This window comes from uncultured Paenibacillus sp., assembly GCF_963515335.1.
Taxonomy (GTDB): Bacteria; Bacillota; Bacilli; order Paenibacillales; family Paenibacillaceae; genus Paenibacillus_I.
In genome coordinates, this window is sequence record NZ_CAUPYC010000017.1 from 24,667 (window position 1) to 51,472 (window position 26,806).

The 26,806-nt window shown below is 55.4% G+C and carries 20 protein-coding genes; 19 read left to right on the forward strand and 1 reads right to left on the reverse strand.

The window, feature by feature from the left end; all coding sequences use genetic code 11:
* Positions 1-17: 17 nt before the first annotated feature.
* From RWM61_RS08145 to RWM61_RS08210, 14 genes are all read left to right on the forward strand, one after another.
* A complete protein-coding gene (locus RWM61_RS08145; RefSeq protein WP_313999371.1) occupies positions 18-3,050 on the forward strand; it encodes a glycoside hydrolase family 2 TIM barrel-domain containing protein in 3,033 nt (1,010 codons plus the stop codon).
* A gap of 145 nt (positions 3,051-3,195) precedes the next feature.
* Complete coding sequence (locus tag RWM61_RS08150) at positions 3,196-4,929, forward strand: sensor histidine kinase (protein ID WP_313999373.1); 1,734 nt, start codon at positions 3,196-3,198, stop codon at positions 4,927-4,929.
* Positions 4,930-4,932: 3 nt separating this feature from the next.
* Positions 4,933-6,882 (forward strand): hypothetical protein, encoded by a 1,950-nt coding sequence (locus RWM61_RS08155; protein ID WP_313999375.1) that lies wholly within the window; start codon positions 4,933-4,935, stop codon positions 6,880-6,882.
* The gene (locus tag RWM61_RS08160; RefSeq protein WP_313999377.1) at positions 6,875-8,272 is read left to right on the forward strand and encodes a helix-turn-helix domain-containing protein; all 1,398 of its coding nucleotides are present in this window, start codon (positions 6,875-6,877) and stop codon (positions 8,270-8,272) included. The genes RWM61_RS08155 and RWM61_RS08160 overlap by 8 nt, the downstream gene beginning before the upstream one ends.
* 175 nt (positions 8,273-8,447) lie before the next feature.
* Complete coding sequence (locus RWM61_RS08165) at positions 8,448-10,160, forward strand: extracellular solute-binding protein (protein ID WP_313999379.1); 1,713 nt, start codon at positions 8,448-8,450, stop codon at positions 10,158-10,160.
* A 96-nt stretch (positions 10,161-10,256) separates the two neighbouring features.
* Complete coding sequence (locus RWM61_RS08170) at positions 10,257-11,144, forward strand: ABC transporter permease subunit (RefSeq protein WP_313999381.1); 888 nt, start codon at positions 10,257-10,259, stop codon at positions 11,142-11,144.
* 13 nt (positions 11,145-11,157) lie between these two features.
* Positions 11,158-12,048 carry a carbohydrate ABC transporter permease gene (locus RWM61_RS08175; protein WP_313999383.1) on the forward strand — a complete coding sequence of 297 codons (891 nt, stop codon included), beginning with the start codon at positions 11,158-11,160 and terminating at the stop codon, positions 12,046-12,048.
* Positions 12,049-12,093: 45 nt separating this feature from the next.
* A complete protein-coding gene (locus RWM61_RS08180) occupies positions 12,094-14,082 on the forward strand; it encodes an alpha-galactosidase (RefSeq protein WP_313999386.1) in 1,989 nt (662 codons plus the stop codon).
* A 14-nt stretch (positions 14,083-14,096) separates the two neighbouring features.
* Positions 14,097-15,215, forward strand: a complete 1,119-nt coding sequence (locus RWM61_RS08185) for a mandelate racemase/muconate lactonizing enzyme family protein (protein WP_313999388.1) — start codon at positions 14,097-14,099, stop codon at positions 15,213-15,215.
* 31 nt (positions 15,216-15,246) lie between these two features.
* Positions 15,247-16,035 (forward strand): SDR family NAD(P)-dependent oxidoreductase, encoded by a 789-nt coding sequence (locus RWM61_RS08190; protein WP_313999391.1) that lies wholly within the window; start codon positions 15,247-15,249, stop codon positions 16,033-16,035.
* A gap of 10 nt (positions 16,036-16,045) precedes the next feature.
* Positions 16,046-17,089: a galactitol-1-phosphate 5-dehydrogenase gene (locus tag RWM61_RS08195; protein ID WP_313999393.1), complete on the forward strand. Its 1,044-nt coding sequence runs from the start codon at positions 16,046-16,048 to the stop codon at positions 17,087-17,089.
* Positions 17,086-17,415: a cupin domain-containing protein gene (locus tag RWM61_RS08200; protein ID WP_313999395.1), complete on the forward strand. Its 330-nt coding sequence runs from the start codon at positions 17,086-17,088 to the stop codon at positions 17,413-17,415. The genes RWM61_RS08195 and RWM61_RS08200 overlap by 4 nt, the downstream gene beginning before the upstream one ends.
* 17 nt (positions 17,416-17,432) lie before the next feature.
* The gene (locus RWM61_RS08205) at positions 17,433-18,446 is read left to right on the forward strand and encodes a DUF4432 family protein (protein ID WP_313999397.1); all 1,014 of its coding nucleotides are present in this window, start codon (positions 17,433-17,435) and stop codon (positions 18,444-18,446) included.
* A 4-nt stretch (positions 18,447-18,450) separates the two neighbouring features.
* Positions 18,451-19,356 (forward strand): fumarylacetoacetate hydrolase family protein, encoded by a 906-nt coding sequence (locus tag RWM61_RS08210; protein ID WP_313999400.1) that lies wholly within the window; start codon positions 18,451-18,453, stop codon positions 19,354-19,356.
* 106 nt (positions 19,357-19,462) lie between these two features.
* On the opposite strand, the gene RWM61_RS08215 is transcribed toward RWM61_RS08210, so the two are convergent.
* Positions 19,463-20,215 carry an SDR family oxidoreductase gene (locus RWM61_RS08215; RefSeq protein WP_313999402.1) on the reverse strand — a complete coding sequence of 251 codons (753 nt, stop codon included), beginning with the start codon at positions 20,213-20,215 and terminating at the stop codon, positions 19,463-19,465.
* A 147-nt stretch (positions 20,216-20,362) separates the two neighbouring features.
* Between RWM61_RS08215 and RWM61_RS08220 the strand changes: the two genes are divergently transcribed.
* The 5 genes from RWM61_RS08220 to RWM61_RS08240 all read left to right on the forward strand — a co-directional run bounded on the left by RWM61_RS08220 (position 20,363) and on the right by RWM61_RS08240 (position 26,701).
* A complete protein-coding gene (locus RWM61_RS08220) occupies positions 20,363-22,240 on the forward strand; it encodes a sensor histidine kinase (protein ID WP_313999404.1) in 1,878 nt (625 codons plus the stop codon).
* Positions 22,233-23,729: a response regulator gene (locus RWM61_RS08225; protein ID WP_313999406.1), complete on the forward strand. Its 1,497-nt coding sequence runs from the start codon at positions 22,233-22,235 to the stop codon at positions 23,727-23,729. Before RWM61_RS08220 ends, RWM61_RS08225 begins: the two co-directional genes overlap by 8 nt.
* A gap of 128 nt (positions 23,730-23,857) precedes the next feature.
* Complete coding sequence (locus RWM61_RS08230) at positions 23,858-24,736, forward strand: sugar ABC transporter permease (RefSeq protein ID WP_313999408.1); 879 nt, start codon at positions 23,858-23,860, stop codon at positions 24,734-24,736.
* A 2-nt stretch (positions 24,737-24,738) separates the two neighbouring features.
* Complete coding sequence (locus RWM61_RS08235; RefSeq protein ID WP_313999410.1) at positions 24,739-25,569, forward strand: carbohydrate ABC transporter permease; 831 nt, start codon at positions 24,739-24,741, stop codon at positions 25,567-25,569.
* A 76-nt stretch (positions 25,570-25,645) separates the two neighbouring features.
* Positions 25,646-26,701: a LacI family DNA-binding transcriptional regulator gene (locus RWM61_RS08240; RefSeq protein WP_313999412.1), complete on the forward strand. Its 1,056-nt coding sequence runs from the start codon at positions 25,646-25,648 to the stop codon at positions 26,699-26,701.
* Positions 26,702-26,806 lie beyond the last annotated feature (105 nt).

Below are 26,806 nucleotides of genomic sequence, written 5' to 3' on the forward strand. Positions count from 1 at the left end.
AAATAACGCGACATGGAGTGAGATCCTTGATACCTATCCAACCTTTATGGGAAAATCCCGGCGTTCTCCAGGTCAATCGGGAGCGCGCGCGCGCGTACTATATTCCCTTTGCCGGCCGGCCGGAGGCCAAGAGAGGCAAACGGGGCAGCTCCCCGTTCTATCAAACGTTAAACGGCGCCTGGAAATTCGAATACAAGGAAAGCGTCCGGCAGGTAAACGAACCGTTCTATCTGGAGGACTATGACGCCCATTCATGGAAGGAACTGCTTGTTCCCGCATGCTGGCAGGTGAACGGATACGATCAGATGCATTATACCAATTTAAATTATCCGATACCCTGCGACCCGCCTTATGTGCCCGACCGGAACCCGGCGGGATTGTACATTCGGGACTTCAACGTATCCGAGCGTTGGAAAGATAAAGCGAAGTACGTTGTCTTTGAGGGGGTCAATTCGTGCTTCTACCTGTGGGTCAACGGCGTTTTCATCGGGTACAGCCAAGGCAGCCGGGTGCCCGCGGAGTTTGATTTGACGCCTTATCTTCGCAGCGGGAATAACCGGATGGCGGTGATGGTGCTCAAGTGGTGCGACGGCACCTATTTGGAGGATCAGGATTTGTGGCGATACTCCGGGATTTTCCGGGATGTATATCTGCTGGCGCGGGATCAAGCGCACGTGCGGGATGTGGAGGTCAAGCAGCGGCTGTCATCCGATCTGACGCGTGCGGAGCTTGAGATCGAACTCGATATGTGCGGAACGCAGGAGATCAGAACGGAGCTGATCGACGCGCAAGGAGCAGCCGTAGACGCCGGGAGCCTTCTTGTACAGGGACAAGGGACCGTTCGCCTTCAGGTGGACCGGCCCCGGCTGTGGAGTGCCGAAGAGCCTTATCTTTACCAGCTTTTTGTGTACGCGGGAGAGGAAGTGCTGCGTTTCCCTGTCGGACTCAGACATATCGAGATCGTGGACGGCGTGTTCCGGATCAACGGCAGAGCCGTCAAGCTCAAAGGGGTCAATCGTCATGATTCCCATCCGAAGCTGGGACAAACGATCCCGGTCAACCATATGAAAAAAGATTTGAACCTGATGAAACGCCACAATGTGAATACGATTCGTGCTTCGCACTATCCGAACGATCCGCGTTTCCTGGAACTTTGCGACGAATACGGTTTCTATGTCGTCGACGAGGCGGATCTCGAGTGCCATGGAATGGGAAGTGCGGGCAATTGGGAGGATGGAGCGTTCCATCGGCTTTCCGTTCATCCGGATTGGAGAGAAGCCTTCGTCGATCGCGCCGTCCGGATGGTGGAACGGGATAAGAATCACCCGTGCGTCATCATGTGGTCGATGGGCAATGAAGCCGGCTATGGAGATAACCATATCGCCATGGCGGAGTGGACAAGGCGCCGCGATCCGTCCCGACCGGTTCATTATGAAGGGGCTGCATCCGGCTATAAAGGGAATCCCGACACGGCGTGTCTGGATGTGGAGAGCCGAATGTACGCATCGGTGGACGATATCGAACAGTACGCCCGCAACGGCAGCAACGGGAAGCCGTTATTCCTGTGCGAGTACAGCCACGCGATGGGCAACGGCCCGGGTGACCTGAAGGACTATTGGGATGTGATCTACCGCTATCCGAAGCTTATGGGAGGATGCGTGTGGGAATGGTGCGATCACGGAATCGCGGCACAAACGTCCGACGGCCGTTCCTTCTACGCCTACGGCGGAGATTTCGGGGATCAGCCGAACGACGGCAATTTCTGCATCGACGGCCTGGTGGCGCCGGACCGGCAGCCGCATACGGGGCTGTTGGAGCTCAAACAGGTGCTCGCGCCCGTATGGTTCGAAGCGGTGAACCTGGCTGCAGGCAGCGTCAAGCTGTATAACCGTTACGATTTTCAAGATCTGTCCCACCTTGCATTGTATTGGAAACTTGAGGAGAATGGCGCGATTCTGGCGCAGGGCTCGCTGGCGGAGTTGACTGTGGAGCCCCAGAGCTGCGCAACCGTGACGCTGCCTTACGAGCTGCCCGGGGAGGCCGCGGGCTCCCTTGTATTGACTCTCTCCTGCCGCTGCAAGCAAGAAACCGTGTGGGCGGAGCCCGGATACGAGGCGGCTTTCGGTCAGTTCCTGCTGTCGGCCGCGAAGCTGTCGGCTCCTCCGGCTCTATCGGCAGGCGAGACGGTTACGGCAACCGAAAGCGACGGGCGCCTTGTTGTCCGGGGTTTCGATTTTTCCTATACCTTCGATCTGATGGGCGGAGCCTTTACGCAAATCGCCAAGCACGGCATCCCTATGCTGGCAGCTCCGACGCGTTTTCAGATCTGGCGGGCGCCCGCCGATAACGATATGCATATCCGGAAAAAGTGGATTGAAGAAGGTTACGACCGCGCGGAGATGAAGGTATACGGCTGCGAGTGGCGCCAGTTGACGCCGTCTCGCGTGGAGATTACCGTCTCGTTCGCGCTGGCGGGTTACTCCCGGTTTCCGATCTTGCGGGGCATGGCGGTTTGGTCGGTCGATGGCACAGGGGAGATTACGCTCACAACGGACGTCGATGTCCGGGAAGGGCTCGTTTATTTGCCGAGATTCGGCCTGCAGCTAACGATGCCGGAGAACAACGAGGAGGTCGAATACTTCGGCTACGGACCTCACGAGAGCTATATCGATAAGCGTCAGAGCGTGAAGAGAGGGCGTTTCCTTAGTGCGGTTGACGAGCTTCTCGAGCCTTATATCATGCCGCAGGAAAACGGTTCCCGCTTCGGGACGGAATGGGCGATCGTGTCGAATGAGCTAGGCATGGGCTTGCGGTTCGAGGGACCCGAAGCCTTTTCGTTCAACGCGGCGCATTATACGCCGGAGGACTTGACGCTGGCCGCTCATCACTATGAACTCGTGAAACGAAAGGAGACGATCGTTCACCTCGATTTTTGCATGAGCGGAGTCGGCTCGAATTCATGCGGGCCGGAACTCGCGGAGAAATACCGGCTTCGGGAAAAGCATTTTCACTTCGAATTGTCGGTTATGCCGGTTTTTAAAGAAGATTGACAAGAAAGCGGCTTCTTCAAGTAAGAGGGCCGCTTTCTTGTATGTGGAAAGCCTTTTATCTCAAGAAACGTACCCGAAAATATCTCCTGTGTTTTATAATAGATTTACAGAAGAATGACCAAGACAGAGCAACCGGGGTGAGATGATGGGTCCTCTCGGCGCGGCGTTTCTGACGTCGATCCGGCAGCATAAGCTTTTCTATTCTTTGAAAAATCGGGTGACGGCCGTCTTCCTGCTCAGTTCCATGATTACGTTCGTACTGGTGAGCGCCGCATCCTACTACACGATTTATTCTATCCTTTATAACAAGATAGAGAAAAACATCCAGCTTACCTTGGACCAGGTGTCCCGGGATATCGATTTGGCCATGGACAATTTGTTGTCCGTTTCCGCCCAGCTCAGTTACGGCGGAATCGTTTCGAACGATCTGGCAAATTTTCTTTCCACCGACAGCTATTCCAGCAAGAGAACCCATTACGACAATATCAATACCTATTTGAACCTGATCGACTATACGAATCCGACCGCCGGCCTCCATTTCTATTACCGGTCCGATTCCCGTGAGACTCTGTTCGCGAATGGCCGTTTGAACAAAGAATTTAGCCTGGAGGGCCTTCCTTTGTTGACCAATCAAACGCTGTTTGCCTTTTACGGCCCTCATCCGTCCTTGTCAGGCGCTCCGGAAGACATGGTGATCTCCCTGTCACGTCCGGTAAACATAATGGGAGACTACAGCCTCAAACTTTACCTGGAATCAAGCCCGGCCACATTGCCGCGAAATCTGAAAACGGAGCAGCTCGGCATGCCGGTTGCCTACGCGATTGTGAACGACGGCGGGCGAGTGGTGTACAGCGAGCTTGCCAATATGTTCACAAGGGGATCCGAGTACCGCGGGGATATTCGAAACATATCCGATGATTACGTGTTCGAGAGTGAAAGCCGCTACGGATGGAGACTTGTGGCCGCGTTCAACAAAAGCGCTTTCAATATGGAGATACGCAATTGGGCTTTCCGAATGGCGATGCTCGGCATCGGGCTCATGCTGGTCAGCTTGCTTCTCGGTTATATGGTGTGGCGCACCGTATACGTTCCGATCCGTATATTCAAGAAAGAAATCAGCTTTCTGGCGTCCAACCAGTTCGACACCGGTGCCGAACGGACGAACGTAGCGGAATTCGATAAGGTTCTGAAGGAATTCCATCTGATGAAAGAGCGGATCCAATCGCTTCTGGTGGAAGTGAAGCAAAAGGAGTTTGATAAGAGACAGTTAGAGGTCGACAAGCTGTTATCCCAAATCAACCCGCATTTTCTGTATAATACGCTGAATACGGTTCAATGGATCGCCAAGGCGGAGGGGCAGGCCAAGATCGTCAAACTGGTGGCAGAGTTGACCCGGCTGCTGCGATACAATCTCGGGAAGGAGGGTTCCGTCGTCACCGTTGAGCGAGAAGTGTCGGCGCTCAAGGATTACGTTTCCCTTCAGCTCATTCGCAACGACTATCAGTTTGAGGTTCTCTTCGAGGTGGACGAGGGAGTGACGGGCGTTGCCATTCCACGATTTATTTTGCAGCCCCTCGTTGAAAACGCGATTTACCACGGCTTAAATGAGGGCGAAGGCACGATCGTCGTGCGGATCGAACAGGAAGCTCCTAATCTCGTTGCTGTAGAAGTCCGGGACAACGGAGCGGGATTGTCGGAGGAGCAGCGGCAATACATGCTTGAGGGAGGGCGCAATGACGTCGGGCTCGGCATTGGCCTCAGTTATGTCAATAAAATGCTGGAAGTCCATTACGGGGAAGGATGCAAGCTGTCGATCGAGAGCGTATCGGGGGGCGGCACCACTTACCGTTTTACCGTTCCTGAAATTGAGGGGGAATAACGCATGAGAATTTGGAACGGCGGCGGAATGGACGAAGGAAGCCGTCACGTGATCGGAAACGGAGAAATGCTTGTTTATGGGGTAGGACCTAACATCGAATATTTGTATGGCCCGCCTTATAGCAGTCCTCCGTTTCTGGGTTTGGCAATCGAGACGGATGGCGCGGAAATCCGATCCGATTCCGAACGGGAGGACGGGACGGCCATATGGAGCCACCGGATTTACGGTCCGAAAGGCGTCCTGGCGGCACATATGACCGATTACATGCTGCCCGCGCGCAATGTGTTTATCCGGGAAATCGACGCATGCTCGGAGCTTCGATTTCGAATCGATCCGGCTCCCGGTATCCGGCGGGCGAACGGGATACGGAACGATTTCGGCCAAACTCATCCCGACGTTACGTCGGTCCTCTTGAGCTGCACGAACGGTCCGACGTTCCTGGCCTACGATCCGGTGACGGAAGAAGTTGACTTGCTCATCACTACGCAAGGCCGGGCCGATGTCGAGCATGCGGCGGAGGGCAGCTTATGCGTGCGTGTTCGGAGCGGACGGAGTCGGCTCCTGTTCGCCGCCGGTCCGAGATTTCCTGACTTGCTGCGGGATACGGCAGCCGTATTGGCCGAGCGCGACGGAAGGCTTTTGGCGGAAACCGGGGCATATTGGAGGCGATTTTCCGCCGGCCGCCCGGATTTTGCCGCCCTGATCGCGCGCGAACATCCGCATCGTGCTGCCATGCTGAAGGCGATCGACAGCGTATCCGTCCTTGTGAAGTGCCAGCAATCTTCATCGGGAGGCATGATGGCCGGACACCGGTACAGCCCGATGGCGTATGTGCGGGATATGGCGGGCGTTCTTCGCGGGCTCCTGGCATTGGGTTACCCTGGTGAAGCGAAAGCGATTTTGCAGTTCTGGAAACGAAAATGGGAGCGCTTCGGCAATCTGCAGAACGCCGAAGGCATGGGCGATGATTCGGTCCGGCTGAGCGGCGGAAACAACGAGGTGGAGATTCCCGCGTACGTGATCCTGTGCGCTTTCGAATATTACGAGCAAACGAATGATGAGTCTGTTCTCGAAGAATTGTGGCCGATGATGGATTGGGCGTTTGCCGTGCAATTGCCGCATTTGGAGGGCGGCATGACCGAATTCAGCAGCGACGAGACCTATATCGCGGGCGGCGTCTTTCCCCGTCATTTGATGTTCCAAGGCTCGGCGGAATCCACCCTGATGTTCGTAACGGGAGGCAACAAACTGGCCGATTGGGCCGAGCGGCGCGGCCGTTGGTCCGGCACTAAGCTAAGGCGTTACCGCGCGCAGCTCGACAAAGCTGCCGGTCTTTTCAAGAGCAATTTCATGCCGGACGGCGTGCTGTACGCCAACCAGCCGAGGAGAGAGCAAGCCGCAGGCAAGCCGCGATTTCAGTTCGGGTTTTGCGATGCGCACGGCAAACTGGATGGCCGACTGGTGAATCGCTGGCTGGAGTTGCAAGCGCAAGGCTACTACCTGTGCGCGGAGTGCAAGGGCAGATCAATGCCGGATCCCGAGATTGATCCCGGCAAGCTGTACGAGCTGAATTCCGTCAACCTTCTCCCGTTGTATCTCGGCAGCGATTTGTTCACGTTGAAGGAAGCGGCGGCCATCATGCAATCCGGGATCGAATGGTTCCGCCGCAGCGGGAAGATTCCCTCGGACCTCGGGGGCACCCGTTCACTCGGCTACGATTACGGACTTATGCTATACAACGCAGTGGTTCTGAACGAACCGATCAAGGAGCAGCTTCTGGAAAAGGTGCTGGGTCTGCTGGACCCGACCGGCGCATGGGCGGAATATTACGATGATGACCGCCCGGCGGATTGCTGCCGCGCCCGTCCTTGGGAAAGCGCCATGAATATCGAGGGAATCGTGGCATACATCCGTTCGATTAAATGCGAAGGGGAGGTTGTCCGGAATGAATAAAGTATTGGTTGTGGATGATGAGAAGCTTGTCAGGCAAGGCATTATCACAACCTTTCCTTGGGGGAGGCACGGCTTCGAGGTGGCTTGCGACGCAGGCGGCGGCGAGAAGGCGCTGGAGCTTCTTGCGCGGGAGGACATCGACCTGCTGGTCACCGATCTGGCCATGAACGGCATGTCGGGGCTTGAGCTGATCAAGCGGGCGAGGAAGATTCGCGAGGATTTGCCGGTCGTCATTCTGACTTGCCATGACAATTTCAAATACATTCAAGAGGCGATGCGGCTGGGAGTGCTCGATTATATCGTCAAGACGGAAATCGAGGACGAAGTGGTGGACGAGACGTTAATGCGGATCGCCGGCAAGCTGGAGAGCGGGAAGAAGACGGGCAGGGGGGCGGCAACCGGCGACGTGTCCGAGGGACCGGCGCAGGAGGGGCTCCTGCTATGCGGGCCTGCCAGATCGAGCGCGCCGGTCGAACTATTGGGCCTGGACAACCGGGAAGGATGGATCGGGCGCCTGGCGGAAGTGGATGCCGCGACTTGGCTGCTTCGAGTGAACGGAGCGGAAGCGAATCGACTGATGGCGAGAATCTCGGCTGCCCTGGAGACCGGGTCATGGACTTGCGTTCGGATATCCGGAATCGGGAACGATGACGGCCAAGCGGCGATCGCCAAGCTCAAAGGGTTCCGAAGGCGCGTTCTGTTCTATCGTCCGGCGGATCCGGTGCAGGTATGGGAATGGACGGCGATTTCCGAGGCGAAGCCGTACGATGATGAAACCGTCGCGCGCATCCGGAACGATTGGAACGCTCCGGATTGGGTATATAGCGACGACCGCTTCGAGTCTCTGCTTCGACGCACGGCGGAAGCGGGCATGGATGCGGGGGAACTGAGGAACATGCTCTATCCGGCGGCGTTGGAATGGGAACGGCTCCTGGATTCCGGTGCCTTGAAGACGCTTCTCGTCCTGGCCGACGACTGGCTCTATTGGAGAGAATGGGAGTCCTGGCTGCGCGGGTTCCGGAACGAGATCCGGCGAACGGTCGGCAGGAATGCAACCCGGCATATCGCGGACACTGTCTTTCGCGCCATCGAGCTGATGCGGTCGGCGATCGACTCCGAAGCGAGCGAGGCCGATATTGCCAAGGCCGTCAATATGAGCCGGGGCCATTTCAGCAAAAGTTTCAAGAGAGTGACGGGAAAATCCTACGGCGAGTACGTCCGTCTCATTAAGCTTGAACGGGCCAAAGAGATGATCCTGCGCACGGACGAGCCGATCACGCGGGTGGCCGAATCATGCGGCTTCAGCGATTACCGGCATTTCAGCCGGGTTTTCCGGGATTATACCGGAAAACTGCCGACCGATTTTCGGAAGGCGGGCTCTGTGGAATAGCCGCAGGCCTGTTGTGCGATTTTGGTGCGCGGCAGGTGTGAATAATGTATGCGCAACCGGTTACAAGAATCGACCGAACCGGTCGCACCAATGCCTATCGGCCTCTGTGGGCACTCCTTTACAATTCAAAGTGTAAGGGTTTTCAAAAAACATTACTCGCAAAGGGGTTAGTCGCATGCGCATATCCAAGTGGAGAAAGTATTCGCTGCCTGTCATGTCGGCCTTGCTGCTCGTTGTGACCGCGTGCTCGGGCGGGGACAATTCCGAAAAAAGCTCTCCGTCGGCCGGCCAGGCCGAAAGTCCCTCGACAAGCGAGACCGCTTCACAGGAGGCCAAAGATCCTTTCGGACCTCTTCCGGAGAAGACGACCGTCAATATTTTCAAGGTAGAACCCGAAGGCGGCCCTGAGTTCCTCGCCTTGCCGGAAGGCGAGACGATTACGGACAATCGCTACATCAAGGAGATCAACGAGCGGTTCAACCTTGAGGTGAAATTCCCCGTCGTCGTGAAAGGCGACGCCGCAGGACGGGAAAAAGGCAATCTCATGATCGCCAGCAACGATATCACGGACGTTATGATCGTCGGTTACAAAGAGTACGTGCAGATGGTCGACAACGGCATGCTGGAAGATTTGACGCAAGCCTACAACGACTTTGCCAGTCCGCAACTGAAGGAAGTGCTGCAGACCGACAACGGCAAAGCCCTCGAGTTGGCGACCGTTGACGGCAAGCTGTACGGCATCCCGACGATGGGTACCCTGCACAACTCGAACCCGCTGCTCTGGCTTCGGAAGGACTGGCTGGACAAACTCGGGCTGCAGCCTCCCAAGACGGCCGATGACTTGGTGGCGATCCTCAAGGCCTTCGTGGAGAAAGATCCGGACGGCAACAACAAGAACGATACGATCGGTCTTCCCGGCGTTGCGGACTTTGAGAAGGCCACCCCCGCCATGTTCGGCTACGACGCCATTTTCGACGCGTACAAGTCGTATACGGGAACATGGGTTAAAGCGGCAGACGGCACTGTCCAATACGGTTCGGTGCAGCCGCAGACGAAGGACGCGCTGGCCAAGCTGAACGAAATGTATAAGGCGGGCTTAATTCCGAAGGACTTCGCCATCTTGAAGTTTGAACAAGCGGCGGAGAAAGTCATCTCCAATAAAGCCGGCGCTTTCTTCGGACCTTGGTGGGCCGGCTGGAGTCCGCTTAATGACGCCATCCGCAACGACCCCACGGCGGATTGGCGGGCATACACCTTGCTGGATACAGACGGCAAATCGGTCTCCAAGCAGGAGATGCCGGTCGGTGCCATCGCGGTCGTCAAAAAAGGCTTCAAATATCCGGAAGCGATGATCAAAATGATCAACTACGGCTACCAAGTGCAATTGGACGATCCGAGCGTGGTGGGCGGCGATCCTTACCAAGGGCTTCCGCTGCCGAACTGGCAAACGCTGCCGGTGCCGATGGCACTGTGGCGTGCGGATTCCGTAATCCTCGACCACAACGGCATTCTCGCCGCTTCGAAGGGTGAAGAGCTGCCGAAGGTCGGGGAGGCGACGCTGCAAAACTACCGCACCCAGGGCGAGTACTGGAAGAAAGGCGTGGACTGGTTGCGCCAAAACCCGGATGTCTACGGTGAACCGATTTCCCGGATTTATGGCGTCGCCCCGATTATCGAAAACAATACCCAGCCTTTGTACAGCGAGTTCTACGGTGTGACGCGAACGATGGAACAGAAGATGACGAACCTCGACAAGCTCGAAATCGACTCGTTCATCAAGATCATTACCGGCGAGATGCCGCTCGACTATTTCGATGAGTTCGTCTCCCAGTGGAAAAAGCTCGGCGGCGACCAGATAACGGAAGAAGTCAATGAAGCGTTGAAGTAAAGCCAAACGTCACGAATACAGGGCAACGGACGGAAAGCGCTGCGCGGTGATGCGCTGCGCTTTCCTTATCCCGCCGCGTCGAAAGAAGGTTTGAGGATGAAGAACAAGCTGGCGATCCACTACCACATCATGATGATTCCCGCCGTTGTGATCCTGGGCCTGTTCAGCATTTATCCGCTGTTCGGATTAATGATCGCGTTCCAGGACTTCAAGCCCGGACGGGGAATATGGCAATCCCCGTTTGTCGGATGGGACAATTTTGAATACATGTTTATGCTTCCGGACATCAAACAGATTTTTTACAATACGATATCGATCGCGGTCATGAAAATTGTCTTCACGCAAATGTTCGCGATAGTTTTCGCCCTGCTGCTGAACGAAGTGAAAAAGATGTTCTTTAAGAAAAGCGTTCAGACGATCGTTTATCTCCCCCATTTCATATCGTGGGTTCTGCTGGGCGGCATCGTCATCAACATTCTGTCGCTTGACGGCATTGTGAACATGGCGCTGCAGGCGATCGGCATTCCCCCGATTTTCTTCCTGGGCAGCAACGATTGGTTCCAGGGCGTGATGGTCGGGACGCATGTCTGGCAGGAGTTCGGCTTCTCCGCCATCGTTTATTTGGCCGCTCTGACGGGCATCAACCCCAGCTTATACGAAGCGGCCGCCATGGACGGCGCCGGACGGTTCCAGAGACTGCTTCATATCAGCCTGCCCGGCATTGCGGCCACGATCATTCTGCTGCTGACTTTGGACCTGCAGAACGTGCTCAACGCAGGCTTCGAACAGATCCTGAATCTGTACAACCCGATGGTCTACGAGTCGGGCGACATTATCGACACCTACGTGTACCGCGCCGGACTTCGGGAGTTCCAATATGAGCTCGGGACGGCTGTCGGTCTGATGAAATCGGCCGTAAGCTTTATCCTGATTACCATCTCCTATTTCCTGGCGTCCAAGTTTGCCAATTACCGAATTTTCTAAGGAGGGAGCGGCTATGGTCAAAAATTACCGGATATCCGACCGCGTTGTAGACAGCGCCATTCTGGCCGTTCTGTCCCTTCTCGCCCTGAGCACATTGCTGCCGCTCATTCATATCCTGGCCGTTTCGTTCAGCGACAAGACCGCCGTATCGGGCGGGGCGGTCACGTTTTACCCGATTGATTTTACGCTCGTCGCCTATGACGCCGTGATGTCCGACCAAGCCTTCTTCCGGGCTTTCTGGGTATCGGTTCAACGGGTGCTGCTTGGAGGCGGCCTTCAATTCGTTCTCACCATTGTGACGGCTTATGCCTTGTCCCGTCCGACGTCCGAATTCAGGTCGCGCAACGTTTACATGTGGATGCTCGTGTTTACGATGATTTTCAGCGGCGGGATGATTCCGTTTTATCTGACGATTCGCGACCTCCAGATGCTGGACACGATGGCCGCTCTGGTGCTTCCCACCGCCGTACCCGTATTTAACGTGATCGTGCTGATGAACTTTTTCAAGAGCCTGCCCAAGGAACTGGACGAAGCGGCCTTGATCGACGGCGCGGGACCCTGGTATCGGATGGTTGCTTTGTACGTCCCGCTGTCGCTGCCCTCGATCGCGACGGTCACGTTGTTCAGCCTTGTCGGCCATTGGAACGCGTTTTTTGACGGCATGCTGCTGATGAACAGTCCCGAGAAGTACCCGCTTCAGACTTACCTGAATCAGATTATTGTGCAGGCTTCGCAGCCCCGGACCAATTTGACGCCCGATCAAATTGAACAGTTGGCCAAGCTGTCGGACCGTACCGTCAATTCGGCGAAAATCCTGGTTAGTCTTGTGCCGATTCTGCTCGTGTACCCGTTCCTGCAACGGTACTTCGTCACGGGCATTACGCTCGGCTCGGTGAAGGAATAACGGAAAGAGAGTCTATTACGGCATGGATTGGGAGTGCACGAAGATATGAATGGATTCGTCGTTACGTACGACGGCTTTTGCCGATCGGAAGGAGAAGGCTTTAACCGGAAGAAAACAACGGTAGTTCCGCAAGCGGACGGTTCGACGGCCCAAATCGAAACCTATGTGTCGCACGACGGGATCGTGGATGTGGACTCCATTACGGTCACCTATCCGGAATCCGCCGTCATCTTGCGGCGGGTTTGCGCGATCAACCGCACGGAACGCAATATCCGGATCACGAGGATTGATCCGTTTCATGGCGTGCTTCCGAAAATGGAATATATGCTGGATTATTTCAAATCGACGAACGGGCTGGAATACACGCCGAAGTCCATGCCGCTGACAGGAACGAAGGTGCTGGAATCGACGGCCGGCCGTTCATCCAAAGGCATGCACCCTTGGTTCACATTGCGTGCCGGCGACGGCGGCATGCTGGGTGCGGCTGTCGCTTGGTCCGGCAACTGGATTTTCCGCTTTGAGCCGCAGGACGGCGGGGTTTACCGGGTCAGCGGCGGCATAAGCGATTGGCAGTTTGCCAAGATTCTAGGCCCGGGAGAGACGCTGGAAAGCGTTCCTGTCGTGTACGCGGAGCTGGCGGACGGCGGGCTTGACAGGATCTCGGTGGAGTTCGGCCGGTGGGGCAAACGTTTCTGGTACCCCGAAAACGCGATATCCCGAAGCGTGCCCGTTACCTGGAACCATTGGTGGCCTTACGAGGATTCGGCGATCAACGAGGATGTTTTCAAGAAAAACGTCGACGAGGCGGCGGAGCTTGGGATCGAGGTGTGCACGCTGGATGCCGGCTGGTTCGGCGAGCCGGATCCGCACTGCAACGACCACTTGGGCTGGAGCGAAGATGTGGATTGGTACTTGAAGCGCGGAGACTGGCACAAGATCAACACGATCCGTTTCCCTTCGGGAATCGCGGCCTTGTCGGATTACGTGCACGCCAAAGGATTGAAGTTCGGACTATGGTGCGAAATCGAAGCTCTGGGGATCAAATCCGAGGCGGCTTCCCGGCGTCCGGATCTGCCCGCGCTTCGGGACGGGAAGCATCTCGGCTACGTTTGTCTCGGCAATCCGGACGCCCGCGATTGGGCGTTCGACGTTCTGGAACGCTTGATCGAAGAATATAAAGCCGATTGGATCAAGCTGGATTTCAATCTCGATCCGCAGGCCGGATGCAACCGGACGGACCACGGTCACGCGGACGGCGACGGACTGTACGAGCACTACCGGGGTTACTACGAATTGCTTGAGAGGGTTCGGGAGAAGCATCCGGACGTCTACCTGGAGAATTGCTCTTCCGGCGGTCTTCGTATCGATCTCGGTTTGGCCCGGCATACGCACGGAGCGTTTCTGAGCGATCCGGACTTTACCCGCCATCATTTGCAGCTTTTCTGGGGCGCTTCCCTGATGCTTCATCCTTCGGCCTGCTTTCATTTCTCATGGTCGCAGAACATCGTCCATTACGACAGCAACGTGGACAAGGATCCGATCAAGCCGGACATGCCGCTTCACAAATTCGACCACATCATCCGCGCCAATATGCTGAACGGGTTCGGCTGCTCGTACCGGCTGCCCGAGCTTCCGGAATGGTCGAAAATCCGCTTGCGCGAGTTGATCGATTTTTTTAAAGGGACAGCAAGACGGTTCGTCGGATCCGGCGACATGCACCGCTTAACCGGGCAAACGCTGCGCGGCGGCACGGGCGACTCGTGGAACGCTTATCTGTACGTCATGGGGGGTGCCGAAGAAGCGTTGCTGTGTGTATTCCGGCTAGCGGGCGCGGAAGCGCAACGGACGATTCCGATGCTTGGTCTGGATGCTTCCTCCGACTACGAAATCCGCTCGGTGGACAGCGGACGCGTCTTCCGGAAGAGCGGACGCTCGCTTCTGGAGGAAGGAATCGCGTTCTCCGGATTGGAGGAAGAAGCATCGGAATTGCTGCTGCTCCGGAAGATTGAAGTCACCGGGACAAGACCGGTTTAGAGGAGAGAAGCCGTATGAAAATTACTGAAATCGAAGCCATTTACCTCAAGATTCCCGATCTGGATGCGAACAGGTGCGACGGCACCCAAGACACACTGCTGATCCGGATCCATACGGACGCAGGGATTACCGGCGTCGGCGAAGTCGATTCGGTGCCGCTCGTAGCCAAGGCTGCGGTGGAAGCTCCCGCCTCCCATTCCATCGCGACCGGATTGCGCAGCCTGTTGATCGGCGAGAACCCGATGGAAGTGGAGAGACTCTGGCAAAAGATGTACAACGGCACGATCTATTTCGGCCGTTCCGGTCCCGCTGTTCATGCCATCAGCGGCATCGACATGGCGCTATGGGATATCATCGGGCAGCATGTCGGGATACCTGTGTCCGAAGCGATGGGCGGAACATACCGCAAGCGGTTGAAAGCTTACGCAAGCTCGCTTATGCCCGATACGATATCCGAAGCCGCGGCGCTTGCGGAGCGCTACGCCGCGCAGGGCTACAAGGCGATGAAGTTCGGGTGGGGGCCGATCGGCCGGAACGCCAGGTTCGACGAGGAGCAAATCCGGGTGATCCGGGAGACGGTCGGCCCGGACATCGATGTGATGATCGACGGCGGCTTGGCGTGGGACTTGAAAGGCGCGCTTCGAATGGCGGAGGTGTACGAAAAGTACGGGGTGTTCTGGCTGGAGGAGCCGCTTCATCCCGATAACCTCTCCGGTTACCGCGAGTTGTCCGGCCGAACCGGACTGTATATCGCCGGAGGGGAACAGGAGAGCGGTTGTATGGCGTTCCGCAGACTGCTCGACGAAGGGCATCTGGACATCATCCAGCCCGATCTCGGCCGCTGCGGCGGCTTGACGGAGGGTCGCAGGATCGCGCAATTGGCACGCGAGAGGCACAAGAAAGTGGTGCCCCATGCCTTCAAGACCGGCGTCCTGGTGGCGGCGAGCACCCATTTCGCGGCCTCCATTCCGGACGGGTTCCTGATCGAGCATACGGTTTCCGCCTCTCCGCTCGCGCGGGACCTCGTACAGGAGCCGATTGAGTTCAAGGACGGCTATGTGCATGTCCCGGATCGTCCGGGGCTTGGGATTACGGTGAACGAAGCAATCATTGAGCAATATCGGGTTCGATGACCGAAACGAAAGGCTGGGTGGGATGATACGGATGGAACAGGGATTGCGGAGATTTGAAGGGAAAACCGCCGTTATCACGGGAGGCGCGACGGGCGTAGGTTTCTCGACCGCCCATCGGCTGGCGAGCGAGGGAGCCCGCGTCGTCATCGGCGGACGACGGGCCGATACCGGTTCCGAGGCGGTGGAGCGGCTGCGCGCATCCGGTCTGGAAGCGGCGTTCGTGCGGGCGGACGTTGCCGACGCGAATCAGGTGCGGGATCTGATGGATCAGGCGGTTCGGCTTTATGACCGGATCGATATTCTCATCAACAATGCGGCGATTTTCACTCCGGGAAGGTTTATGGATACTTCTTGGGAGGATTGGCGCCGGGTATTCGACGTGATCGTGAGCGGCGCTTATTTATGCACAAAAGAGGCTGCGCGCCGGATGATCAAAGAAGGCGTCCAGGGACGCATCGTCAACGTGTCGTCGATCAACTCCACCCGGGCGCTGGAGGAATCTTCGCATTACAATGCCGCGAAGGGCGCATTGGATCAATTGACCCGCAATACCGCGCTGGAGTTGATCGACCGGGGGATCCGAATCAACTCCGTCGCGCTCGGCTTTATCGATACGCCGATGTCGGTAGTGGACGGGGTCAAGGAGCATGAGACGGACTGGTTTCGCGACATATACGTCGCCCGGAAGAAAATTCCCCAGCAGAGGTCGGGGCAGCCGGAGGAAGCGGCAGGAGTGATCGCTTTTCTGGCTTCCGAAGACGCATCCTACATGTGCGGGGCGGTGGTGGCGGTCGACGGAGGTTTATCGATCACGTTCTAAGGAGGCGGCGATGTTGAAAGCTCTTGTTTATGAAGGTCCGTCGGTTATGAACGTCCGCCGGATCGACACGCCCGTTCCCGGAGAGGATGAAATTTTGATCCGCGTGGCGTATTCGGGAATTTGCGGATCCGAGTTGAGCGGATTTCTGGGCAAAAATGCACTGCGAAAGCCTCCGATGATATTCGGGCATGAGTTTTCCGGCACGGTTGCCGCCATGGGAAGCCGGACGGAATCGTCAGGAGAGTGGGCCGTCGGGGATCTCGTGACAGCCAATCCGCTGGTCACCTGCGGCCGATGCGAAAAATGCTTGAGCGGGCGTCAGCAATTGTGCCCTGAACGTCAATTGCTGTCCGCCTCGCTTCCGGGAAGCAACGCGGAGTACGTCAAGATTCCGGCCTCTTTCGTGCACAAAGTCCCGGACGGGCTGTCGCTCCGCGATGCCGCGCTGACCGAGCCGGCGGCCTGCGCCGTGCGCGCGGCCGAGCTCGCGGATGCGAAACCGTCTCATTCGGCGGTGATATTCGGAATGGGTCCGATCGGCCTGCTGACGCTTCAGGCGCTCCGGCAGTACGGTGTGCGTACCATTATTACGGTGGACATGAACCGCGACAGGCTGGCTTTGGCCGGCCGCCTCGGCGCTTCCCGAACGCTTTGTCCCGCGGACGGCGATCCGCTGGAAGCCGTCCGGTCGCTCACCGGCGGACGCGGGGCGGACGTCGCGGTGGACGCGGTAGGCGCGGAAATTACCCGCCGTCACTGTGTGTCGGCTTGCACCGCGGGAGGCCGCGTCGTTTTGACTGGCCTGCACGAGGAAGAATCGTCGCTGCCGGTGAACCTGATCATCCGAAGCGAAGTACGGCTGACCGGCTCGTTCGCCTACTCCGAGTTGAACTTCCGTACCGCCCTCCGCTGGCTGGCCGGGAACCGGATCGGGTTGCCGGAAGGCGTAGTGGAAGTTCCGCTTGAGGAAGGCTCGGCGTGGTTCGACAAGCTGATCCGCCAGCCGGGAAACGTTTCAAAGGTGCTGCTGAAACCCGGGGGTGCTCGGCCTTGATTGAATACGGGGTTTGGCGGCAAGCCGGCGAAGGGATTCGCCGCAAAATTTTCCCGCCGGGACAGAGTATCATGAGCATGGCGATCGAGTTCCAAGCCGGCGCGTCCGGAGCCGCCCACTCGCATCCGCATGAGCAGATTACACACGTGGTCGGCGGCCGTTTGGCCCTGACGGTCAACGGCATCGTATACGAGATCGGAGCCGGGGAGCAACTTTATGTTCCGGGCGGCGCGGTCCACTCGGTGGAAGCGTTGGAAGATTCCCTTGTCCTGGAGATTTTTACACCGCTGCGTGAAGATCTGCTCGCATCGATTACCGAACATTGACCGAGGGAGGAGCTCTTATGAACGTGCGGGTTGATACGGATTGGAGTTTCCGGGACATTCGGACTCTCATCATGGAGAATGATTTGCTCAAGATCGTGATCATGCCGGATTTGGGCGCGAAAATTTGGCAGATTACCTACAAGCCGCGAGGCAAAGACCTGCTCTGGCAGAACCCGCGTTTGAAGCCGAGGCAGCTGCCGTTTCATGCCGTGTATGACGATCAATTTTTCGGCGGCTGGGACGAATTGTTTCCGAACGACATACCGGAGACGTTGGCGGGAGAGGCGTATCCGGATCATGGAGAGATATGGACGCTTCCTTGGCAGTTTGCGGTCGAGAAGTCGGAGCCGGATGAGGCCGTCGTCAAATTGTGGACGGAGACGCCGATCAGCAACAGCCGGATCGAGAAAACGGTCACTCTGCGGGCCGGAGAGCCGAAGATTCGGTTTCGGCACCGCATCGTGAATAACGGCAACAAGGAACTGCCTTATTTGTGGAAGCTTCACACGGCAATGGAAGTCGATAGGGATACCCGCATTGATTTGCCTGCCTCGAAGGTTTACGTGGAGGAGTTCGGTTCGCCGCGCACCGGAAAGGGCGGAGTAACGTACTTATGGCCGTATGCGAGTGACGAACAGGGGAACCGCCACGACATGCGCCGCGCGTTGCCCGCTTCTGCGGGCGCCAGCGAATTCCAATACGCGTCCGACACGAGGGAAGGCTGGTGCGCGATCACCCATACCAAGGAAGAAGTCGGTTTTGCACTCTCCTACGACAAGTCTCAGCTCCCCCATTGCTGGCTGTTCGCCTCTTATGGCGGCTGGCGTGGCTTGAACACCGTGATACTGGAGCCTTGCTCCGGTTATCCGGTCAGCGTGAACGAAGGCAGGCGCCAAGGGACTCACGCCTCTCTGGCTCCGGGCGCGTCCCTGGCTTGCGAGGTCACGGCGACCGTATACGAAGGAGTGAAGGGGGTATCGTCCGTCGATAAAGACGGGAGCGTAACCGGCATTACGGAGGAAGGAGATTGATGGAATGAAAATACTTCATTTTATACTTGATGGGCAAACCAGGCTCGGCGTGCTGACGGAAGCAGGCGTGCTGGACGTTGAAGCCGCTGCCTTGAAGTATGGCGCCCTCGGCTCGGTACCCAAAGACGCGCTGGAAGTCATAAACGGTGGTGCAGGCGCGATGGAAACGCTGCGCCGTCTGGCGGAGGCGGGGGTATCGTCCGGCGAGACGCAGGGCGTCATGTTAAGCGAGAAAGACCTGAAATGGGCCCCTTGCATAACGCGGCCGAACAAAATCATTTGCATCGGGCTCAATTACCGCCGTCATGCGGAAGAGACGAATTCGCCGATTCCGGCGCATCCGGTCGTCTTCCACAAGTTCAACAACGCGCTGAGCGCTCACCGGGATCCGGTTTTCTTGCCCCGAACGAGCGATAAAGTCGACTACGAAGCCGAACTGGCGATCGTGATCGGCCGACAGACCAAATACGTTCCCAAAGAGCGGGCTTTGGAACATGTCTTCGGATACTGCAGCGCCAACGACCTATCCGCCAGAGACCTGCAAATGCGCACTTCGCAATGGGCACTGGGCAAATGCTGCGACGGGTTTGCCCCGCTCGGCCCGTACCTGGTTACGGCGGATGAAGTCGGAAACCCGAACGATCTGCGCATCCGATGCATCGTCAACGGAGAAGTCCGCCAAGACTCGAATACTTCGGACATGATCTTTGCTTGCGACGAAATCATCAGCTACTTGTCGCAGCACATGACGCTCGAACCGGGCGATGTGATTCTTACCGGTACTCCGGAAGGCGTGATCATGGGTTACCCTACGGAGCGTCAGGTCTATTTGAAGGACGGAGATGTCGTAACCGTCGAAATCGAGAAACTGGGCGCCTTGACGAACCTTATGAGCAACGAGGAAGGCTGAACGAGAAGTTTTATAAGGCGAAGAAGCAGTCGATTAAGAGAAAGCTGGCTCTGGTTTTTTTTCAACCGGAGTCAGCTTTTTGTGTGCATGGCGACAAAGAGCAAGCCTAAATTACATAAGGAGAAGCTTCCATCGTTTCCGCTTTTGCAACCGCTTCTTCCAAAGACATGCCGGTGAATTTCTGTGCATGGAAAAATCGTCCGCTCCTCTTATCATCTACAAAGGCGCCGACAGCTATTCCGGGAATCACGCTTTCTACCGCATTAGGTGCCTGCGGGCCGCCTAATTCGGTTCGGCACCAGCCCGGATCCGTTAAATTGATCATCACATCGGTTCCGTCGAGCTTGGATGCCAAATCTTTTGTAAATTTATCAAGGGCCGCTTTACTGGCGGAATATCCTGCCTGCTCCGGTTCATTCTTAATTCCACTTGTCGTATTGATCACTCTTCCAAAACCCCGTTCAAGCATTTTGGGAATCAAACGGTTACAAATCGTAATGATGGAAATAAAGTTGATCCGAAAGCTCATTTCAAAGTCCTCAATCGGCGTTTGCCAGTAATCCTTTCGGTAGGCAATTTGTACGGCCGCATTGTTAAAAATGATGTCTACGGGTATTCCCTTAGCTTCAATTTCGTCCAGCATGCGTACCACCTCTTCATGGTCGGCAAGCTCTGCATGGACACTGTGCGCTTCGACGCCAAGTGCCTTTACTTCTTTCTCTATTTGTTTTGTATGTTCCGGATGCCTGCTGTGCAGAAGGAGATTGCACCCTCGTTCGGCCATAAAAAGGGCAGTCTGATAACCTACGCCTCGGCTGGCGCCTGTAATAAGAGCCCATCTTCCTTTAATGTTTACCATGATATCTTCCTTTCAAATGGGAGTGACAAATCAGGCCTTGCCGGACAACGACAACAATGTGAAGGGCATTATGTTAGCCAAACTATTTTATATGTTATTATATTAATATATTTTTTAGCTAAAAGTCTAGAGAAAGGGGATATACCGATGCGGTTCGTTCTTCGCACGCTTCAACGGATAACGGATTGGTTCGCCGAACGGATGGAACGAAGGTTGTTCGTGGTGTTTCTGTTCCTGATCATTCTGCCGATCGGGGCTCTCGGATATTTCTCGGCGCAGCGTTACACCGCCTCCATTGAGCAAAATACCGTGTCCTATATGTCCCAGGTGTCTGATAAAATGATCAGCAAGCTTGACGATTATATGCAAGATATGAAGAAAATATCGATTATTCCCTCCTATCTAGATCCGATTAAAGAAGGACTCCGGATGTCGAACCGTTTCTACGAAAGCCGCCCTCTGCAGAAAGACGCGGAAGGAACGGAAGACGGGATTCTGACCGGTGAAGAATTCATGCGCCTGAAGATTCGCTCCCAGGTCGAAGGCAGCATCTATTTTATGAACAATATTAAAGAAGGGACCAATACGGTTTATTTATTCGACCGTTACGGACATTCCTATTATGTGCTTAAAAACCAAAGCGTGCGGGGAGACCTGGATTCGATCTACGAAACGTGGCAGAACGCGGCCTACGAAGCTGGTGGAACCGCCGTACTGCTCAGTACGCAAGAGGTTGCCGGCCAATCCTCCAAGCGCTATGTATTCACGGTGGTGCGGGAGATTATCGATACGACCTATGAATCGCTGGGGTTGATCGCGGTTGATGCCAATATCGGAGTCATCGAGAACATCGTCAGGGATTTGGACCGGGTGACCCAAGGTACAACGCTGATCATCGATAATGCGGGACGGGTTGTTTTTGACAGCGAAAAGAAATTTTTGACCCAAAACATCGGCAGAAGCGAGCTGCTCAGACGCGCGACAGGTTCGGAGGGAAGTTTCCGTGCTGTCGTGGACGGGCAGCCTGTTTTGACCATTTACAAGCGATCGAACAATACAGGATGGAAAGTGCTGACGATCATTCCCCATAAGCAGTTGGTGCAAGAGGCCTACCGCAACAGGAATTTTACGCTGCTGATGTCGCTTGGCGTCATCGTATTTGCCCTTCTGATTTCTCTGGTGCTGACGTTCACGCTGACCCGGCCTCTCCGCTCGCTGGTGCGCGCGATGAAAGCAGTGCAAACGGGCAATCTGGACGTCACCTTTACGGTGAAAAGGAGAGATGAGGCAGGGTTGGTCGGCAACGCGTTCAACCGGATGATCGACCGGGTGAAGTCGCTGATCGAGGACGTTTATTTGGCCGGCCAGCGCAAGAAAGAAGCGGAGCTGGAGGCTTTGCAGAGCCAGATCAATCCGCATTTTATTTATAACACGCTTGAGGCCATTCGCATGACAGCCGTTATGAACGACGATCATGAAGTGAGTTCCATGACTCAACTGTTGGGCAAGCTTCTGCGGTACGGAATCGGAACGGGCATGGAGACCGTGCCCCTTGCCAAGGAATTCGAGCATTTGAGCATGTATGTCGAGCTGCTCAACTACCGCTATGGCAATAAATTCATACTCAAGCTGCCGGATGATTCGGTCGACCTGGACATGCCCATCATGAAGCTGCTGTTTCAGCCGATTGTTGAAAATGCCGTTTATCACGGATTGGATCATTCCAAATCGACCATGGAAATTGTAATATCGTACCGGTTCGAAGGCAAGGATCATGTGTTCACTGTCCGGGATAACGGAGCCGGCATGAATCCGGCAACCCTGCAACGGCTTCGGCACCGGTTGCTGCAGGACGTCCCGGCGTCCGGCAACCGAGGGATCGGGCTCAGGAATGTGAATGAAAGGTTGAAATTACTGTTTGGGCCGACGTACGGGATTGCGATCGCAAGCAGTCCCGGCGAGGGAACATTGGTTACCGTGCGGTTTCCGGCAGTTACGGAGGAAGGAGAAGGTCCGGATGCTTAAAATTGTGCTGGTGGACGATGAGGAAAGAATCCGGCTTGGACTTGCGAAGCTGATTTCGCAGGCCGGCAAAGACTATCAAGTGACTGCCGTTTATTCCGGCGCAAATGAGCTCCTGGATGATCTGGATTCCATGGAAGCGGATTTGCTCATCACCGACATCAAAATGCCGAACATGAGCGGACTTGAACTTGTCGGCAAGCTTCAGAAGCTTCGGCCGAAGCTTAGGATAGCGGTGCTTAGCGGCTTTGACGACTTTTCTTTTGCCCGGCAGGCTTTGCGTTTGGGCGTGGAGGACTATTTACTGAAACCGGTGGATACCGGCGAACTGGGACGTTTGCTTCTGAAAGTCATGCAGGAACTGGAAAGGGAGTCCCTCGGCGGAGAGATTAGACAGGAAGACCAATTGCGGCTGCTGTTGTTCAATGATCCGGATAACCTGCCCCGTCAGCTCCAGGAAGATGCCTGCCGTGTTCTGGAACAAACGCATTTGTTTCAGGATCATTTTGCCGTATTCGCAGTGCACGGCTCCTCTTCCGATTTGCTCCGGGATATCCGATTCGCAGCGGGTGTCTGGCAACGTGAGTGGACGGCCGAACCGCTCAGCGATCGGGAAGTGGCCGTGATAGTAACCATAGGCGAACATGATCATGCCCGGACGGTAAGCGAGCTCGGGCAAACTCTTCTCCATCGGCTGCCGTCTTCATTCAGGGGCAGAGTGGGTGCCGGAGAGGTACACCGGATGCCGATCCGGCTGCGCGAGGCATACCGGCAAGCGGTCGCGGCGGTGCAGAAGGCCTGGTATGCCGACGGAAAACGACTGCTTGAGCTTTACGGTCGTCTGCCGAAGGAAGGGTACAGGAGGAATGCCGCCCAATCCCTTGTCGCGCTTGACCGGGAGGCGGGGGAGGCTCTGCTTCTGCAGGACTTTACCCGAGTGTCCATTTCCGTCAGGCATTGGTTGGATGACTTCGTGCAACAAAGGCCGCCTTGGCCGGAACTCCGAAACGGTTGCGGAACGGTCATCGCTTATCTGCGGAGCCACAGTCCGGCGGGCGTCGACTCGGCGGAACTCGACCCTGGGCAATACCCGGATAAGGAATCCTTCGTCGAGTCCTTTATGACCGCTGTGGACCTGATGATCCTGAGCATTCGGGACGAAAAGCAGGAAAGCCGCGTCATCGATACCGTTAAGTCTTACATTCATAAGCATTATGCCGAGGAAATAGAGCTGAACACGCTGGCCGAGGAAGTGTTTCTTACGCCAAGCTACCTGAGCAAATTGTTCAGGACCGAAACCGGTAAGACGATTACGGATTATATGATTGCCGTGCGAATGGAGCGGGCAAAGGCGCTGCTTCGCGAACAGCAGGGATGGAAGACGTATGAGGTCGGAGAAAAGGTCGGCTACTCCGATCCCGCGTATTTCAACAAGGTGTTCAAGCGAGTGGTGGGCTGTACACCCAAGGAGTTTCGCGAACGTGTTAGGTGATTATTATCTAAAATAAAGACAATGAAAACAAACTCAGACCCTTAAAATGCCTAACCTATTGGAGTATAATGAGTGAAAGCGTTTACTTACTTGTAGTTACACTAAGTGAAGAAAGGGGCAAGGGTCTGATGTTTCAATTGAGTTACAAGGCGCAGAGATACGTGATTCTTTTCGGTTTTCTAACGGTGCCTCTGCTGCTCCTCTTTACCTTCTCCGTTTATCCGGCATTGGCTTTGTTTTATTTCAGCCTGACGGATTGGGACGGATTGGGGTTCGACATGAAATGGATCGGCTTGCAAAACTACAAAGAAATCTTTAGCCAGCCGGATATTTTCGCGGTGTTCCGGACCAATCTCTACTATTTCTTCGGAGGGTTGATTCAGACCGCAGTTGCGTTATGGTTCGCGGTTATTCTGAGTGAGCGACTGCGGGGCCGCTATTTCTTCCGAGTCATTCTTTTTCTTCCATATATCCTGCACAGTGTAGCAACCGTTATCATGTTCAAAAACGTTTATCATGCGGAATACGGCTCTCTGAACACCTTGCTGGGTGCTCTGGGGCTCGAGTCATGGCAGCAGATGTGGCTCGGCAACCCGAATCTGGTCAACTTTTCGCTGGCCTTTATTTCGATGTGGAAGTATTTTGGGCTGAGCATGGTCATCTTTATCGGAGCGCTGCAGTCCATCCCGAGGGATCAGTATGAAGCCGCCAAAATCGACGGGGCCTCCGGGTGGCAAAGCTTTCGTTTCATTACAATTCCCAGCATCCGCAAGGTTATCGAGTTGATGCTGATCCTGACGCTGACCGGCGCCCTGGAGGCGTTCGATATTCCTTATGTCATGATGCTCGGGGCTAACGGCACTACGACCTTCGTCATCCAGACGGTGGACACGGCGTTCAAGTTCCAGAACTACGGCCTGGCTTCCGCCATGGCGGTCGTCCTGCTGGCGATCGTATTGCTCGTCATCCTCGTTCAGAGAAAACTGCTGTTTAAAGGAGGGGACTAGTCATGGAAAAGAATGATGTCTTGTGGGTAAAGATCATCAAGTACCTTTCGCTTGCGCTTGCCGTGTTTATCGTCCTCTTTCCGCTTTATTCCGTGGTGGTGGGGGCTTTCAAAACGCAGGTCGAATACTATAACTCCGGATTGAGGCTGCCGGAAAACTTTCTCAATTTTGAAAACTTTCAGAAAGTGTTCGAGGTCGGAAAGCTCGCGCTCGGATTTCAAAACATCCTTATTATTATTGCCGTCTCACTGGCCGGCAATATCCTCATCGGCACGATGGTGGCGTATGCGCTGGGACGGTTCGATTTCAAATTAAAAAAGCCGATTATGGGACTTTATCTCATCGTGCAGATTGTGCCGCTGGTTACCACTCAGGTTGCAACGTTCGGGGTGATCAAGGCCTTGGGCGTATACAACACGATGTATGCCCCCATGCTTTTGTATATGGGTGCCGATGTGCTGCAGATCGTCATCTATCTGCAGTTCGTGAACAGCATCCCCAGAGATTTGGACGAAAGCGCCATGATCGAAGGGGCATCCTTGTTCAACATTTACCGGTCCGTCATCTTCCCGCTGCTCGCGCCGGCAACCGCCACATTAGTCATTTTGAAGACGATCGGCATCTACAATGATTTTTACGTTCCGTATCTATATATGCCGGACCGGAAGCTGCAGGTCGTTTCAACTGCGATTTACAATTTCGTCGGGCCTAACGCCGCACAGTTCAACGTGATCTCGGCGGGCATTCTGATTATCTTTATTCCGACCGTTATCCTGTACCTGTTCCTGCAGCGTTATATCTTTGCCGGTGTCACAAGCGGCGCGGTGAAATAAGCTTTCCGCTAACGGATTCAATATGTTATGATAACAAATAATTTGTTATGATTCGGATCCGGACGGAGTGTTTAAATTGTCGAAAAAAGTGACGATGCAACAAATTGCAGATCATATCGGGATTTCGAAGTTTGCCGTTTCGAAGGCGTTGTCGGGCAAACCCGGCGTAAGCCCGGAAACCCGGGAAAAGATCATTCAAGCGGCCACGCAGCTCGGCTATTTGGCGCAGAAGAGGAACAAGCCCGCTTCCCGCCGTGCAGAACAGAACAAATCACAAGCCGGGCAGCCTAACACCATTATCGTGCTGCTGCCGAACGTCCGTTATCAAAACCGGCAATCGGTCTATTGGGGCCGTATCGTGGACGGCATTACCAACGCGCTCAAGCAGCACGAACTCGGCATGATGATCGTTACGGAGCAGATCGCTGACAACTTCGCCCAGTTGATCAATCCGGAGGCGGTGCTCGGACTCGTCGGCGTAGGTCTGATCTCAAACCAGCAGCTGCTGGAGGTCCGCAATATGGGACTGCCGTTCGTGCTTGTGGACCATGAGGATCCGCTCATTCCTTCCGATGTGCTTTTCATGAACAATTATGAGTGTATGCGGCGGGTTACCAACTATTTGCTCGGGCGTGGACATCGAAAGCTGCAGTTTGTCGGAAACATCCGTTTTTCCCGGAGCTTCCAGGACCGCTGGCTCGGTTTCCGTTCGATGCTCGAAGAGAATGAGGTCCCGCTCGTTCAGGATCCGCGTCTACTTGAATTTGAAGGGCACGACCGTTCTGAGATTACGGCTGTGCTTGAGCCGGTGTTGAAGGATATGGCGGTGCGGAAAGAGCTTCCGACCTCGTTTGTGTGCGCGAACGATTCGATCGCCATTTGCGTCATGGGGCTGCTCATAAACATGAACATCGACATACCGGCAGCGTGCTCGGTTACCGGTTTTGACAACATCGACGATGCTGCGCTTTCCAATCCCTCATTGAGCACGGTTCATGTCAACAAGGAAGCGCTGGGCCAAAGGGCGGTGGAAACCTTGTTGCGGCGAATCGGCCATCCGGACGGACCTAAAGAGAAAATTTTGCTGGCCGGCGATTTTCTGATCAGGGAATCGGCGACGGCTGCCCCATAAGCCCGCTCATACGCAGGGATGGCAGGAAGCCCGCATCCGATGCGGGCTTTTTTGCGCGCTTTTTTAAGCATAGGGTGAGGAAAATTGCACCCGGATAAAATTCGG